This is a genomic window from Sphingobacteriales bacterium, assembly GCA_016699615.1.
Classification (GTDB): Bacteria; Bacteroidota; Bacteroidia; order Chitinophagales; family JADIYW01; genus JADJSS01.
Map to the genome: position 1 here is coordinate 2700929 of CP064984.1, position 16426 is coordinate 2717354.

Annotated in this window: 13 protein-coding genes; 10 read left to right on the forward strand and 3 right to left on the reverse strand. The window is 29.6% G+C overall.

Translation table 11 applies throughout. The features are described 5' to 3' along the window. Positions 1–94 precede the first annotated feature (94 nt). The 8 genes from IPK18_12785 (at position 95) to IPK18_12820 (ending at position 8245) form a co-directional block, all read left to right on the forward strand. Complete coding sequence (locus IPK18_12785; protein ID QQR97695.1) at positions 95–2440, forward strand: TonB-dependent receptor; 2346 nt, start codon at positions 95–97, stop codon at positions 2438–2440. A gap of 77 nt (positions 2441–2517) precedes the next feature. Continuing rightward, the gene (locus tag IPK18_12790; protein QQR97696.1) at positions 2518–3429 is read left to right on the forward strand and encodes a hypothetical protein; all 912 of its coding nucleotides are present in this window, start codon (positions 2518–2520) and stop codon (positions 3427–3429) included. 38 nt (positions 3430–3467) lie between these two features. Beyond that, positions 3468–4601: a hypothetical protein gene (locus IPK18_12795; GenBank protein ID QQR97697.1), complete on the forward strand. Its 1134-nt coding sequence runs from the start codon at positions 3468–3470 to the stop codon at positions 4599–4601. Between the two features lie 46 nt (positions 4602–4647). Further along, complete coding sequence (locus tag IPK18_12800) at positions 4648–5754, forward strand: M42 family metallopeptidase (protein ID QQR97698.1); 1107 nt, start codon at positions 4648–4650, stop codon at positions 5752–5754. A gap of 57 nt (positions 5755–5811) precedes the next feature. Next, on the forward strand, positions 5812–6273 hold the full coding sequence (gene lysM, locus IPK18_12805; protein ID QQR97699.1) for a peptidoglycan-binding protein LysM: 462 nt from the start codon (positions 5812–5814) through the stop codon (positions 6271–6273). Positions 6274–6354: 81 nt separating this feature from the next. Then, entirely contained in the window at positions 6355–7161 is an 807-nt protein-coding gene (locus IPK18_12810) for a TerC family protein (GenBank protein ID QQR97700.1), read from the forward strand. Between the two features lie 5 nt (positions 7162–7166). After that, positions 7167–7319 (forward strand): hypothetical protein, encoded by a 153-nt coding sequence (locus IPK18_12815; protein QQR97701.1) that lies wholly within the window; start codon positions 7167–7169, stop codon positions 7317–7319. A 356-nt stretch (positions 7320–7675) separates the two neighbouring features. Further along, positions 7676–8245, forward strand: coding sequence for a Crp/Fnr family transcriptional regulator (locus tag IPK18_12820; GenBank protein ID QQR97702.1), 570 nt, complete (start codon positions 7676–7678; stop codon positions 8243–8245). Here IPK18_12820 and alaS read toward each other — a convergent pair. Continuing rightward, complete coding sequence (alaS, locus tag IPK18_12825) at positions 8235–10856, reverse strand: alanine--tRNA ligase (protein ID QQR97703.1); 2622 nt, start codon at positions 10854–10856, stop codon at positions 8235–8237. The two genes, IPK18_12820 and alaS, sit on opposite strands and share 11 nt — an antisense overlap. A 244-nt stretch (positions 10857–11100) precedes the next feature. Between alaS and IPK18_12830 the strand changes: the two genes are divergently transcribed. Then, entirely contained in the window at positions 11101–12885 is a 1785-nt protein-coding gene (locus tag IPK18_12830) for a 6-phosphogluconolactonase (GenBank protein QQR97704.1), read from the forward strand. A gap of 139 nt (positions 12886–13024) precedes the next feature. Beyond that, on the forward strand, positions 13025–13996 hold the full coding sequence (locus IPK18_12835) for a peptidoglycan DD-metalloendopeptidase family protein (protein ID QQR97705.1): 972 nt from the start codon (positions 13025–13027) through the stop codon (positions 13994–13996). On the opposite strand, the gene IPK18_12840 is transcribed toward IPK18_12835, so the two are convergent. Together IPK18_12840 and IPK18_12845 are read right to left on the reverse strand one after the other, a co-directional pair. Beyond that, positions 13993–14778: a PhzF family phenazine biosynthesis protein gene (locus IPK18_12840; protein QQR99354.1), complete on the reverse strand. Its 786-nt coding sequence runs from the start codon at positions 14776–14778 to the stop codon at positions 13993–13995. The genes IPK18_12835 and IPK18_12840 overlap by 4 nt on opposite strands. A gap of 75 nt (positions 14779–14853) precedes the next feature. Beyond that, entirely contained in the window at positions 14854–16242 is a 1389-nt protein-coding gene (locus tag IPK18_12845) for an arginine decarboxylase (protein ID QQR97706.1), read from the reverse strand. Between the last annotated feature and the right edge of the window lie 184 nt (positions 16243–16426).

The following is a 16426-nucleotide window of genomic DNA, read 5'->3' on the forward strand; positions in this document are numbered from 1 at the left end:
TAACTAACAATAAATATTTAAAAATTATGTAATACAAAGAAGAGTTTTATATTGTTTTATTTCTTTATTTTTGTTAAAATTTATACATTTAATTATGAATTACTTCAAACATTTTTTATTCATTTATTTATCACTTGCATATTTATTAAATGCTTATACTCAAAATAAAGTATCTGGTATTGTAAAAGATGCAAAATCTAAAGATGCTATTATTGGAGCAAATGTAGATTGTGGCAAATTATCTACGAATACAGATATAGATGGAAGATTTGAATTAAACCTAGAAGATGGCACACACGATGTTGTAATATCCTATTTGGGTTATAATAATTATAGTAAAAATATAACACTCGCAAATAATCAGACCATTTCATTAGAAATAGAAATGGATGAAGAAGCAAAGAATGTATTCGGACAAGATTTAGTAATTACAGGTTCTATGTTCGAAAAAAAAGCAAGCGAAGAAGTAATCTCAATAGAAGTCATAAAACCTCAATTAATGTTAGGTGTAAATGCACTTAGAATTGATGAAGTAGCACGAAGAGTATCGGGCTTAAATGTTGCAGACGGACAAGCAAACATACGTAGCGGAAGTGGATGGGCTTATGGCGTAGGCTCAAGAGTAATGTTTATTGTAGACGGTCAACCAATGCTTTCGCCAGATAGAGGTGATGTGAAATGGACGCAATTACCTGTTGAAGCTATGGGACAAATGGAAGTATTAAAAGGTGCAACATCAGTATTATATGGTTCTTCTGCCATGAACGGTACCATACATTTACAAACTGTAAAACCAACCAAAACACCTTTAACAAGATTTACAGCATTCCAATCTTTTATTTTACCACCAAAAAGAAAAGAAATAAAATGGTGGGATTTTCCTGTACTTTCATTTGGTGCCACATTTTTAAGAGCACATAAACCCAAAGATAATTTCGAATATTTTGTTAGCGGAAGCGTGTATCTAAACAATACTCAGTTTAAAGGTGGACAAGAATACATGGCAAGATTAAACTACAAAACTAGATGGACAAGTAAAAGAAATCCAAAACTATCTTATGGAGTAGCAGGTAGTCTATTATTTAATAGAGAATATGAATTCTTTATTTGGGAAAATGGCAAAGATGGTGCATACAAAGCAAATGCAGCTCAAGATTTTAATAACATAAGAGTCTTAGTAGATCCATACATGACTGTATATGATAAAAAAGATAATAAGCACGAAATAAAAACCAGAAGCTATTTTAATAGACCATCATTCGCAACCAAAACTTTCTTAGAAAATATTGATTATACCTTTGGCAAAAATTTTAAAAAGATTGGATTAAATTTAATTGTGGGTACAAACAATCAAATGCTTTTTATAAACGTTCCTGCTTTCGTAGGTGGCGGCGTTAAGTTTGGAAACTTATTTGCTGTGTACTCACAACTAGATAAAAGATTTGGAGATAGAGTAACACTTTCTGGTGGATTAAGATGGGAAACATATAAATACCAAGATGTAAAAGGCTTTACACCACCAATCGGAAGATTTGGTGTCAATGCAAGAGTGGGTAAAGAATCATACATTAGATTTAATATCGGACAAGCATTTCGTTTTCCATCTTTTGCAGAAAGATTTGTGAACCAACCAGTCGGAAGTTATGATCTAAATGATTCAACAACAGCACCATTATTAAGAGTACTGCCGAACGAAAGTCTACAACCAGAATATGGCTGGACATCAGAAATCGGTTTCCAACAACAATTTAAATCTAATAACAATATATATAATGCCCAGTTTGATGCTGCAATATATTGGCAAGAATATAAAAATTTAGTCGATTTTGGTGGTACTGAGGACTCAACATCAAATGCAAAAATAAACCTAAGAGCACAAAATATCAGTAAAGCTAGAATTGCAGGTTGGGATATTTCATTTAAAAATAATTTTAATATCAATAATAAAAATACATTATATTTAAATGCAGGATACGTATATGCATTTCCAATTGAGTTAAATTCTACTGTAAATAATCCAAATTTTGATAATACAACTATAAAAGGATATTTAAAAAATATGTTTAAATACGTAGGCAAACAAATTGGAGGAATAGATTTTTATCAAGTCTTAAAATATAGAAATAGACATTTATTAACACTTGACGCAGAATATACCTATAATCAAAAACTAACATTAGGTATGGATGTTAGATATTATTCCAATTTCGAAGGATTTGATCAAGTATTTTTAGGCATTGAAGGTGTACCAGAATATTTAGGATCAGATGACAGAACAAAAGGAGCGTGGGTAGCAAATGCCAGAGTATTTTATAACTTTGCTAAAAAACATACACTTGGTTGTATAGTTAAAAATTTTACAAATAAAGAATATTGGTTGCGTGTCGGAAAATTAGAATCGCCAATGAGCTTAACCATGCAATACAGAATGGAGTTTTAATATATTTAGTTAATTATTCTAAAACATGCTTCTAAATCCAAAATTTTGGTATTTATTTTGTAATATTAATACTTAATATGAAAAAATATTTTTTGTCTATTGCACTATACTGCTTTTTTACAAATGACCATTTAAAAGCACAAATTCAACCACAAGACATTCAGTTCATCAAATCATTAGAAGATTCCATAAAAATTTATGGCGATTCTATGATAAGCGACAAAAACGAAGAAACAAAATTTATTGCCAGCTATCGAATTGTAAAAACATTAAAAGCAGCTTTAAAAGTAAAAAATGCATACCAATATCAATTCGATTCACTTTTACCTATTCAAATTGTGTATGCTCCAGATAATTCTTTCAGAATATTTACTTGGTTTGTCATCAACGAAAATCAACAATACAGATATTTCGGAGCCATACAACTAAATACAGATACCTTACAATTATTTCCATTGGTAGATTATTCAGATTTTATTGATAAACCTGAAGATAAAATGGTAGATAACCAAAATTGGTACGGAGCATTGTATTATCAAATTATTGCTGTAAAACAAAAGAAAAAAACATACTATACACTTTTTGGCTCAGATGGAAATAATTTTAATAGCAACAGAAAAGTAATGGAAATTCTTTGGTTCGAAAAAGATGGAAAACCAAGATTTGGTGCTCCAATTATTGAGTATAAAAATAAATTGCAAAATAGATTTATACTCGAATTTAGTAATAATGCGTGGGCCACAATGCGTTTTGTGCCAGAAGAAAATAAAGTAATATACGATCATGTTTTGCCGCCAGATGAAAACTTAGAAGGATTCTACTCACAATACTTGCCAGATGGAACTTATGAAGGATTTGAATGGGTAAAAAACAAATGGATACACATAAATTTAATTGATTATATAAAGAGAGAAAATGGTGATGTGCCAAATGTTCAGAAAAAAACAAAAGTAGATTTTAGAAACCCAGGTAAAACAATTCCAAAATAATTCTATTTTTTACTACCTTTGTTACTCATTTTTTATAATTGATAGAAGCACACACACAAATTATTGTAAAAACATTTTCTGGATTAGAGGAAATCTTAGCTGAAGAAATAACACATTTAGGTGCTAAAGATGTACAAATTATAAAAAGAGGCATTCAATGTAATTACGATAAAGAACTATTGTATCGAATAAACATTGAAGCAAGATTAGCATTAAAAGCCATAGTGCCAATCGAAAATTTCACAGCAACAACAAACGACGAATTATATCAAGCAGCGTTAAAAATAAATTGGGAAAATTATTTTAATGTAGAACAAAGCTTTGCTATAGATGCAAGTATTTTTTCAAATTATTTCAAACATTCACAATATCTTGCATTAAAATTAAAAGATGCCATTTGCGATAGATTTAGAAAAATAAACAATACTAGACCAAATGTAAAAACAGAAGAACCAGATATCTTAATCAATCTGCATATACATGAAGACCAAGTGACTATAAGTTTAGATAGTTCGGGCGAAAGTCTACACAAACGTGGCTACAAACAATACCAAGACATTGCACCAATTAATGAAGTATTAGCGACAGGATTAATTACATTGAGTAAATGGAATAGAGAAAGCGTTTTTGTTGATGGAATGTGCGGAAGTGGTACAATTGTTATTGAAGCAACATTGATGGCAAAGAACGAAGCACCAAATTTAAGAAGACAATATTTTGCAGTAAAAAATTGGAATAATTTTGAACAAAACCTTTGGGATAAATGTTTACAAGATGCAAGAGCTAAGATTGTAGAGCCAAAGAATAAAATCATAGCAATAGACAATCAAGAAAAAGTACTTAGAAAGGCAGAACGAAATATATTTAGAGCGAGATTGAAAAGTTATATAGAACTTCATAAAAAAGATTTTCTGAAGTTTATTCCACCACATCTACAAGGTGTTTGTATTATAAATCCACCTTATGGCGAAAGAATGAATGAAGACGAAGATATTAATTTATTTTATAAAGAAATAGGAGATAGCTTCAAACAACATTTTACCTTATATACGTGTGGAATTATATCTTCAGATATGGAAGCACTTAAGAAACTAGGACTTAAACCAACTAAAAAATATAACTTATTAAATGGAAAACTACCATGTAAATATCAATTATATGATATTTATTAGTAAAATATAAATTAAATTATTATTTTAGTAAACATAAAAATTAGATATGGCAAAGCAAGAAAAAAACGCAAAAAAAACCTATACTATTGATAATAAAGCTGAGAAGTTTTTATTCAAATATTTGAATAATGCATCTCCAACAGGATTTGAAGTAGAAGGACAGAAAATATGGTTAGATTATATAAAACCATACATAGATAAACATGATGTAGATTTCTATGGTACTACATATGGTATTATCAATCCAGATGCACCATTTAAAGTAGTTATTGAAGCACATGCAGATGAAATATCATGGTTTGTATCTTATATTTCTGAAGATGGTTTGATAAGTGTAATTAGAAATGGAGGTAGCGACCACATCATTGCACCATCAAAAAGAGTGAATATCCACACAAAAAAAGGAATAGTAAAAGGTGTTTTTGGTTGGCCAGCAATCCATTTGAGAGACACAGGAAAAGATACAACACCTTCCGTAAAAAATATTACCATAGATATTGGTGCCGAAAATAAGAAAGAAGTAGAAGAAATGGGTGTTCATGTTGGCTGTGTTATCACATACGAAGATGAGTTAATGCTTTTGAATAATAAATATTATACAGGCAGAGCATTAGATAATAGAATTGGTGGTTTTATGATTGCAGAAGTAGCCAAATTAATCAAAGAAAATAATATCAAATTGCCATTTGCATTATATATAGTAAATGCAGTGCAAGAAGAAGTTGGCTTGCGCGGCGCACAAATGGTTGTAGAAAGAATAAAACCAAATTTGGCAATTGTTACAGATGTATGTCACGATACATCAACACCTATGATAGACAAAAAAGAACAAGGCGATTTTAAATGTGGAAGAGGTCCAGTTGTTACTTATGGACCAGCAGTACATAATATTCTTAGAGAGCAAATATTAAGCACAGCAGAAAAAAATAAAATTGCTTTCCAAAGAGATGCAGCTAGTAGAATGACAGGCACAGACACAGACGCATTTGCATACGGAAATGCTGGTGTGCCAAGTGCATTAATTTCATTGGCATTAAAATATATGCATACTACAGTAGAAACAGTTGCAAAAGCAGATGTAGAAGCAGTAATTACTTTAATTTATGAAACTTTAAAGACAATAAATCCAAAAAATAGCTACAAATATTTGTAATTTGGTATAAAAATTGCTTACTTTTAATCATTATTAATCAATAAAATAACATCAAAAATGGGATTATTTAGTTTTATTAAAACAGCTGGAGAAAAAATTTTCAAAGGCAAAAAACCTGAAGAAGCACAAACAGAAGAAGAAAAACAAGTGCACTCAAAAGAGTTATTAGGTTACATCCAAAGTTTAGGATTTCAAATCGAAAAACTTGTAGTTATTGTTCAAGGTGATACTGTAACACTAAGAGGTGAAGTACCAACTCAAGAAGAAAGAGAAAAAATATTATTAGCAGTTGGTAACGTAGAAGGCGTTGGACAAGTTGAAGACACTATTGTTGTTGTTACACCAGCACCAGAATCAGTTTTGCATACAGTAGCAAGTGGAGATACATTATCAAAAATTGCAAAAGAACATTATGGTAATGCAAACGACTATATGAAAATATTTGAAGCAAATAAACCAATGTTATCACATCCTGATAAAATTTACGTTGGTCAAGTATTGAGAATACCACAAGCGTAATTCTTTATTACTTCAAAAAATATACTTAATCGTTGCCTTTGTGCAACGATTTTTTATTTATTTTTGCCAAAAATTTAAGTTATGTTGTTAGTCGATGTATTTCCAAATTTGTTAGATCCAGCAGTAATTGTTTCGTTGTTGACACTTACGTTTTTAGAAATTGTTCTTGGTATTGATAATATCATTTTTATTTCCATAGTTTCATCAAAACTACCTAAAGCACAACAACCAAGAGCCAGATTAATTGGGTTGATGATGGCAATGGCATTCAGAATATGTTTGTTATTTGGAATTACATATATTATAAAATTGACCAATCCATTATTCACAATACCATTTATCGAGCACGAAGGACAACCATTAAGTATTAGTTCAAAAGATTTAATACTTATTCTAGGTGGTTTCTTCTTGATAGCAAAAAGTATATCAGAAATTCATCATAAATTGGAAGTAGATGAAATCGTTCAAAATAAAGATATGAAAAAAGTTGTTGCAGGTTTTGGTGCAACAATAGTTCAGATTGTATTAATAGATGCTGTGTTTTCTATAGATTCTATACTTACTGCAGTTGGCTTAGTAGACAATGTTTGGATTATGATATTGGCAGTAATTATTTCAATAGCTATAATGATGGCATTTGCTACACCAGTTTCAGATTATATAGATAGAAATCCTACTTTGCAAATTTTAGCATTAGCATTTTTAGTTGCAATAGGTATTATTCTAATTGCAGAAGGATTTCATCAGCACATAAATAAAGGTTATATTTATACAGCAATGGCATTTGGCTTGTCTGTAGAGTTTTTAAATATGCGACTGCGTAAGAAAAATCAAAAGTACGTAAAACTAAATGACCAAGATGCCATACAACAAACAGAAGAAAACTAAGAATAATGTTAGAACTATTTAAAGATTTATGGGCATTTTTATGGGAAAGAAAACAATGGTGGTTGTTTCCACTAATTATTAGTATTGTATTAATAGCATTGCTCATTGCATTTGGTGGCTCAAGTGCAGTTACACCATTTGTGTATTCTATATTTTAATGGACTTTATTAAAAGAAATAAAGAGATATTGATACAAATTATTGTATTTAGTATTATTGGGGTTTTTCTAAAAAAGTATTATTTGTTAATATTTGTATTTATTCTATTAATAATTTTGCCTTTTAATTTGTTGACTAAAAACTACATAAAATACCTAAATAAATTTATAAATTTTATAGGCTTTGTGATAAAAACAATTATGTTCACAATGTTGTTTGTGTTTGTTATTTGTCCATTATCGCTTTTTAAAAAGAAACAAAAGAACATAGGATTTGTATTTAGAAATAAAGAAATAGAACCTATGGATTTTGAAAAAATGTGGTAGTTTTTCTTATAATTCTTTATTTTTGCAGTAATGCTTGATGACTTAAAAACATTCTTACGCACTTATGCTCATTTTCCTGATGAAGAAATAGATGATATTCTTAGTAAATTTAAAACTAAAAAATATAATAAAAATGATTTTGTATTAACTAAAGGCAATATTTGTAAAGATTTAGTTTTTGTACAAGATGGTTGTCTGCGTTTGTATTACGTACAAGATGATATTGAAATTTCAGTTTGGTTCGCATTTCAGCATTCATCAGCAATAGAAATGTATAGTTTTATTAGCGAAACACCAACAAATTATTATTTGCAAGCAATAGAAAATACAGAAGTATTGTATTTGCCCAAACAAGAATTAGATATTTTATATCAAACACATCCAACAATGCAAGAAATGATGCGCAAATTTTGGGAAGATGTAATTCTGAATTTGCTAGAAAGATTTACAGCATTGCAACGCGATAGCGCAGAAAAAAGATATTTAGATTTGTTAGATAAACCAGATTATCTACAAAAAATTCCACAAAAATATTTAGCTTCATTTATTGGTGTTACGCCAACATCACTGAGTAGAATTAAAAAAAATATTATGCAATAATATTGTCTACTTCTTGTAAAATTGTTGCTAAACCATCTGCATTTGTGCCACCAGCAGTTGCATAAAATGCTTGTCCACCACCACCACCATTAATGTGTTTTGCAAGTTGTTTTACTAAATTTCCAGCATGCAAATTCTTTTCTTTTACTAAGTTTTCAGCAATAATTATTGAGATAAATGGTTTGTTATTAATAATACTTGTGGCGACAAAAAATAAATTTTCAATTTCATTTTTCAAGTCAAACTGAATTTTCTTTAAACCATCAGCAGTTACACCATTGATTTGTTCAATTAAAATATTCGTTCCATTTTTATTGGATATTTTACTGCGCAATTGTGCTTTTATCTGCTCAACTTTCTCATTTTGGTATTGTTCAATTTCTTTTTTTAATATAGTATTTTCTTCCAATAATTGTTGAATAGCTTTTACAGTATCTTTAGGTTGTTTAAGCTCAGCTTTTACATTGTCTAGTTGTTGAATTAACTCATTGGTTAATTGTTCTGCAGCTTCGCCACACACAGCTTCTATTCTACGAACACCAGCAGCAACAGCACTTTCAGAAATAATTTTAAAGAAACCCAATTCTCCAGTTGCACCAACATGCGTACCACCACACAACTCAACACTATAATCTTTATCCATGATAACAACACGAACAACATCACCATACTTTTCACCAAATAGTGCCATTGCACCAAGTTTTAATGCCTCATCTTTTGGTAATTCTTTTATTATTACTGGAATGTTTTCTCTTATTTTTTGATTGACAAGTTGCTCCACTTTTTGTATTTCATCAGCACTCATTTTTGCAAAATGAGAAAAGTCAAATCTTAGATTTTCACTATTGTTTAATGAGCCTTTTTGAACCACATGTGTGCCAAGTATATTGCGTAGTGCGTGCATTAGATGCGTTGCAGAATGATGCAATGTTGTTTTTTTTCTTGTTTCAGTGTCAACTTTTGCAATTACTTTAGCATTTATATTTTGAGGTAATGCATCGCAGAAATGAACAATTAAATCATTTTCTTTTTTTGTATCAGTAATTTTTATTTCTTTTTCATTGTCAAAAATTATGACACCAACATCACCAACTTGTCCTCCACTTTCTGCATAAAATGGCGTTTGTTGTAATACAATTTGGTATTGTTCTTTTCCTTTGCTTTTTATTTTTCTATACTTTAATACTTTTGTTTCGGTGTCTAAGTTTGTATATCCAATAAAAGTTGATTTACCATCTTCTAATACAATCCAATCATCTACATCTTGTTCAGATGCAGCTCTACTTCTTTCTTTTTGTTTTTGTAGTTCAGTATTAAATTCATTTTCATCAACAGTAAAGCCATTTTCTGATGCAATTAAATTGGTTAAATCTATTGGGAAACCATAAGTATCTAATAGTTCAAAAGCAGCTTTTCCATCTATATTTTTTGATGTGTTTTCTTTCAATATTACATCAATCTTTTTTAAGCCATTTTCTAGCGTTCTAAGGAATGAGGTTTCTTCTTCTAAAATTACTTTTGCAACAAATTCTTGCTGTGCTTTTAGTTCAGGAAAAACATTAGCAAATTGTTCAGCTAAAACTGGAACTAATAAATGTAATAATGGTTCTTTTCTTTCTAAATATGAAAAATAATACCTTACAGCACGTCTCAAAATTCTTCTAATAACATAACCAGCGCCTGTGTTGCTTGGTAATTGTCCATCTGATATTGTAAAACTTACAGCACGTATATGGTCTGATAGTACACGAAATGCAATGTCTTGTTTGCTGTCAGATTTATGGTATTTTTTATTGGTAATAGTTTCTATTGTACTTATCGTGCCTGTAAATACATCTGTATCATAGTTTGATGTTTTACCTTGAATAACACGAACCAAACGTTCAAAACCCATTCCTGTGTCCACATGTTTTGCTGGTAATAGTTCTAATGAGTTGTATTTTTTACGATTGAATTGAATAAATACATTATTCCAAATTTCAATGACTTGTGGGTGGTCATTGTTTACCAAAGTTGCGCCATCAACTGCTTTTCTTTCATCATCTGGTCTGCAATCTACATGTATTTCTGTACATGGTCCACATGGTCCAGTGTCGCCCATTTCCCAAAAATTATCTTTTTTATTGCCTAATAGAATTCTATCTTCTGCAATGTATTTTTTCCATTCATTGTATGCTTCATCATCTTTAGGAATGTTCTCTGCTTCATTGCCTTCAAATATTGTAACATACAATCTATCTTTGTCTAATGAAAGTACATTTGTCAAAAATTCCCAACTCCAAGCAATTGCTTCTTTCTTAAAGTAATCACCAAAACTCCAGTTTCCTAGCATCTCAAACATCGTATGATGATAAGTGTCAACTCCAACTTCTTCTAAATCATTATGTTTTCCAGAAACTCTTAAGCATTTTTGAGTGTCAGCAATTCGTGGATGTGGTGGTTTCCCAATTCCTAAAAAATAATCTTTGAATGGTGCCATTCCTGAATTTATAAACATGAGTGTTGGGTCATTCTTTACAACTAATGGTGCTGATGCAACAATTAGATGTTGTTTAGATTTGAAAAAGTCTAGGAATGCTTGTCTTATTTCTGCCGACGTACTTATTTTCATAAATGCAAATATAGATAATTGGACTACAATTAAATGCAAATGTTATTTTAAATATACGTAACAATTGTAATCTAAATATTTTTAATAACGTTGATGTATATTGTTGTTAGAAAATTTAGAAAGCATTAGTGTTAGAAAAGACATAGTACCAAAATAATTAATATTGGCATAAATAAATAATCATTATAAATTACTAACTTTAAAGGTTTATTTTTGAATTTTTTTTATTGTAAATATAATTAGAATGACAGCTACGAGAAATTATCTGAATTATGATGTGCCAGAGACGAGATATTTTACTACAAAGAACGAATTTGATGAAGCTGTAGGTAAAGATTTTATACACTATGCAAATAAAATATTAGAAAAGAAAGAAAAACTATTTGTTGGCTTATCGCATGGACAATCACCAGCAGGAGCTTATCAGTATATATTTAATAATTATCATAAATTAAAAAATACAAATAATATATATTATTCTTTTGTAAATACACCATTGAAATCTCAAGAAAAGCTTGTTGGAGTATTTCATGCTGGACCTTTTTTAAAAAAATTATTAAAAGAAGGATTAATAACAAGACATCAAGTGATTGGTTCAAATTTTAATGATGAAAATTTAGAAGAATATATGCATGATTTTAATCAACAGATTCATTCATTCTTAGATGAAAATAATAAATCTGGTTTTGATTATGCATTTTTATCATGTAATCCAAGAGGAAGAATTGCAGGAATAGAACGCAAGTCAAAAGCTTTTGATAGCAAAGAAATAACAACTTTAGTTACATTAAATAAAGAAAAAGAAATAACTACAACGCCATACTTTTTATCACAAACAAAAAGAATAGCATTTTTAGCAACGAAAGCAGATAAACGCAGACCGTTGGCTTGGTTGTATAGTTCTAGTGGAACAGCAACAGAAAGCCCAAGTTTTATTAGATATATACCAAATGTAAGAAATAGAGTTACTGCATTTATTGATGATGAAGCATTAACTTGGCCACAAATTCAGATAAATAGAGAAACACCATATGGTACATCTACAATTCGATTGGACTTAACATATCCATACAAAGAAAATGCAAAAGAAAAGCTACCAGTTATTATTTTAATACATGGCTTTTTAGGGTTAAATTCATTTGATGGTTTACTAACAACAATTCCAGCATCAAAATATATTACAGCTGCCATGCATTATGGTACAATTCCAAATGATTTGCCGATTGATGATTATTCAAAACATGTAATGCTAAACATAAATGCTGTGGTAGAATATTTTGGCGAAAGAGGTCATCCTGTGTATATTTTAGATCATTCAATGGGAAATATATATTTTCTAATGATGGATAAGAATTTAGATAATTTACCAAGTATAAAAAAATATTTAAAAGGTAGGATAGGAGCAAACCCATTTTTTGGAGAAGAAGCCAAGCATGCAATTTTAGGTTTCTTAGATAATGTAATTATTCCTTCAATGACTTTTCTTGATTCTCTACTTCAGAAGCCAATGCTCTTAGCATTAAGACAAATTATTCCATTTGATTCCAAAAAAGCTGTAAGAAATAGAGGAATTGGACTAGCAGAAATGCTTATTGGAAAAAAAGAATCTGAAAAAAGTAATTTGTGGAAAGCAGTAAAGAAAAGAGTTATTGAAGTGATGTCTGAATTAGATTCATTACCACAGTTAAATAGAATACCGATTGAAAATGCATTAAATAAAGTTCCACCGAAAATATTTGCCATACAATGTTGTTCAGCATTATTAGAATCTAAATCTTTTGATAATCAGGTTGGATTGATAAATATGCCCAAAAATAATATTCCAGTTTTAATACTTCAAAGCCAGAAAGATGGCATAGCAAAATATGTACATAGACTTTATCAAGGTGATGGTGTAAAAGTATATGATATTACAAATTACAATGAAACAGATTTATTTAGAGAACATTTATATCACATGGCTGATCCATTAAAGACATCAAAAATTATTGATGAGTTTATTTCAGAAATTGAAATGAAGAAAAAATAAAAAATAGAATATTATAATACAGAAATATCTTTTGTTGCATTGCTATCTAAACCATTATTATATTCAATAAAAATTTTATTTTTGTATACCTAATATTTTCAGTAGCTTTGGTGTGTAGATAATTTTAGAAGAACATCTAATGAAGAAAGAGCGTTATTATTATAACTCAAAAACACTTAGATACGAAAAATACAAAGTTTCGATTGGACAGAAAATTCTTAGAGTTGCTGGTTTCTTTACTTCTGCGTTCTTTTTTGGTTTTTTAGCAATGGTACTTGGCTACAGCACGTTTGATACACCAGAAGAAAAAAATGATAGCCAGAAAGTAAAAGAAATTTCTGATAGATATATTATTCTTGAAAAAAGGATTGATGTTTTGAATAATGTAATCAATGATTTAAGCAAAAAAGATGATAATATTTATAGAGTAATATTTGAAGCTGAGCCAATACCAAATGAATTAAGACAAAAACAAATAGATAGAAACAACGCATATGCTGAACTCAAAAATGTACCAGAAGGAAAAGTAATATCAAATATATTTGAGAAATTAGCGTCATTAGAGCAAAAGGTATATGTGCAGTCAAAATCATATAAAGAATTAACTAAGCTAATTACACAGAAAGAACAATTACTATCATCAGTTCCTGCAATACAACCAGTTGCCAACAAAGATTTAAAAAGAATGGCATCAGGTTTTGGATATAGAATAGATCCAGTGTATAAAACGACAAGATTTCATGCAGGCTTAGATTTCTCAGCACCAATAGGCACACCAGTTTATGCAACAGGAGATGGTGTGGTAGAAATTGCAGCATCACAAGGTGATGGATATGGAAACAAAGTTTTAATCAATCATGGCTATGGTTACCACACATTATACGCACACAATAGTAAAATTTTAGTAAGTGTTGGTCAGCAAATAAAAAGAGGCGAAACTATAGCATTAGTTGGTAGTACAGGCAAAAGTACAGGACCACATTTGCATTATGAAGTATGGAAAAATGGAACAAAAATAAATCCAATAGGTTTCTTCTTTAATGACCTTACACCAGAACAATATGAAACTGTATTGCAGTTATCTGAGCAAAGCAATCAATCATTTGATTAATCAATTTGAATTTGTCCAGTTAAATAACAAACAGCTTCGCCACTCATTTCAATTCTATCATTCAAAAATTTACAAGCTAGATATCCTTTTCTATTTGATAGTTGAATAGCATTTAATTCATTTTTTTGTAATTTGTTTGCCCAATATGGAACAAGAACACAATGTGCTGAGCCAGTAACTGGGTCTTCATTTACACCAAAATTTGGAGCAAAAAATCTAGATACAAAATCTACATCATTTCCTTTTGCAGTAATAATTAGCTGTTTGGGCAGTTGCTTGATAATATCAAAATCTGGTATAAAATTTTGTACCATTTCCTCAGAATCTAATTCTACCAAATATTTTGTTCTTGCTTCTTGTACTTCAATCCAATCATTGTTAAATATCTTATTAAATACTTCATTTATTGATGTTGGTTGCCCAATATCACTTGGAAAATTTAAAGTAATAAAGTTGTTTTTTTCTTTTCTGACAACTAATTCTCCAACTTTACAATTGAATGTAATGATATCATTTGTATACTTTAAAAAATTGAATATTACATATGCACTTGCTAAAGTTGCGTGTCCACAAAGTTCAATTTCTACAGTAGGCGTAAACCATCTTATTTCAAAAATATCATTGTTTTTTACAAAAAATGCTGTTTCAGATAAATTGTTTTCTGCTGCAATTTGTTGCATCATCTTTTCATCTATCCAATTTTCTAACGGAACTACAGCAGCAGGATTTCCGCCAAATAATTTGTTGGTAAATGCATATATTTGATATATATTTAATTTAATCATATATAAAATATGTAATTTTAAATGCAAATTAAAGCCAATAATTATTTTTGGAATTAATTACTTTTCCAAATATTAATAGCCTAATACTTTTAACATACTTTCAGCAGATTGCTCATCAGCAAATACATTGTAAATAAATTTACCATTGGCATCTTTATCAATGATAAGATGTTTAGGGGAAGGAATTAAACAATGTTTTGTGCCACCATAGCCACTCAAAGAATCTTGATATGCGCCTGTATGGAAAAATCCAATATATAACTTTTGATCACCAATTATTTTTGGCATATACACTTGGTTGATGTGTACTTCAGAGTTGTAATAGTCACTCACATCACAACTTAAACCTCCAATTATTGTTCGCTGATATGCTTGGTTCCAATTGTTTATAGGTAGCAATATAAAGCGTTGGTTCATGCCCCAAGCATCTGGAACTGTAGTCATTAATGAGCCATTAATCATATACCAAAGTTCTGAGTCATTTTGTTTCTTCTGCCCAATTACTTCAAAAATATTACAAGCACTTTCACCAACAGTAAAGTTTCCAAATTCAGTATATATATTTGGATGATCTATTTCTGCATCATCACAAAAAGTTTTGATCTTTGTGACAATTTCTTCGATTAGATAGGCATAATCATATTTTGAACCTAATGAATACCTAATAGGCATGCCACCACCAATATTTATACTATTCAATTCTGGGCAAACTTGCTTAAGCTCAACATACATATTTAAGCATTTGTTTAGCTCACTCCAATAGTATGCACTGTCTTTGATACCAGAATCAATGAAAAAATGTAACATTTTTAAACTGATATTTTCATGAGGTTTTATTTTTTCAATATAAAACGGAATCATGTCACGTTGTCTAATGCCTAATCTTGAAGTATAAAACTGATAGTTTGGCTCTTCTTCCGCAGCCATTCTTACACCAATATTGATATTTTCTTTCACATTTTTAAAGAATTCCCACTCATCCATATTATCTAAAACAGGCGTTACATTGGTGTATCCATCTTCAATTAAACCAATAATAGAATCAGCGTATTGTTTTGGTTTAAAACCATTGCAAATAATTCTTATTTTTTTATCAATTTTCTCTTTTTTATACAATGCTCTAATTAAATTGATATCATAGTTTGATGATGTTTCTAAGTGTGCATTGTTTTTTAAAACTTCATCTAATACAAATGAAAAGTGATTGCTCTTTGTACAATAACAATAGTAGTAATGACCATTGTAACCAATACTTTCAAATGCTTCATAAAACCATCTTCTTGCTCTATTAATATTGTCACCTATCTTTGGTAAATAAGTGATTTTTAATGGAGCACCATGTGTTTCAATTATCTGTTTTAAATCAATTTTGTGAAAATTGAGCCAGTTGTCTTGTATTTCAAAACCATCTTGTGGGAAATAATAAGTTTGTTCAATTAAATCAATGTATCTGTCTCTCATTAAAAATAAATATCAGTGGTTAATTTTTACAAATGTAATAAGAATATAATAATTTAACTCATGATTTTTAGCTGAAGTATTAATTTTGGATATCATACTGTGCTGAGTAAATAATTTTTTAATCTAAATAGTTATTTTTCACAATATAAAGTATTATCTTTGCACCTCAAAGTTTAAAACTGCA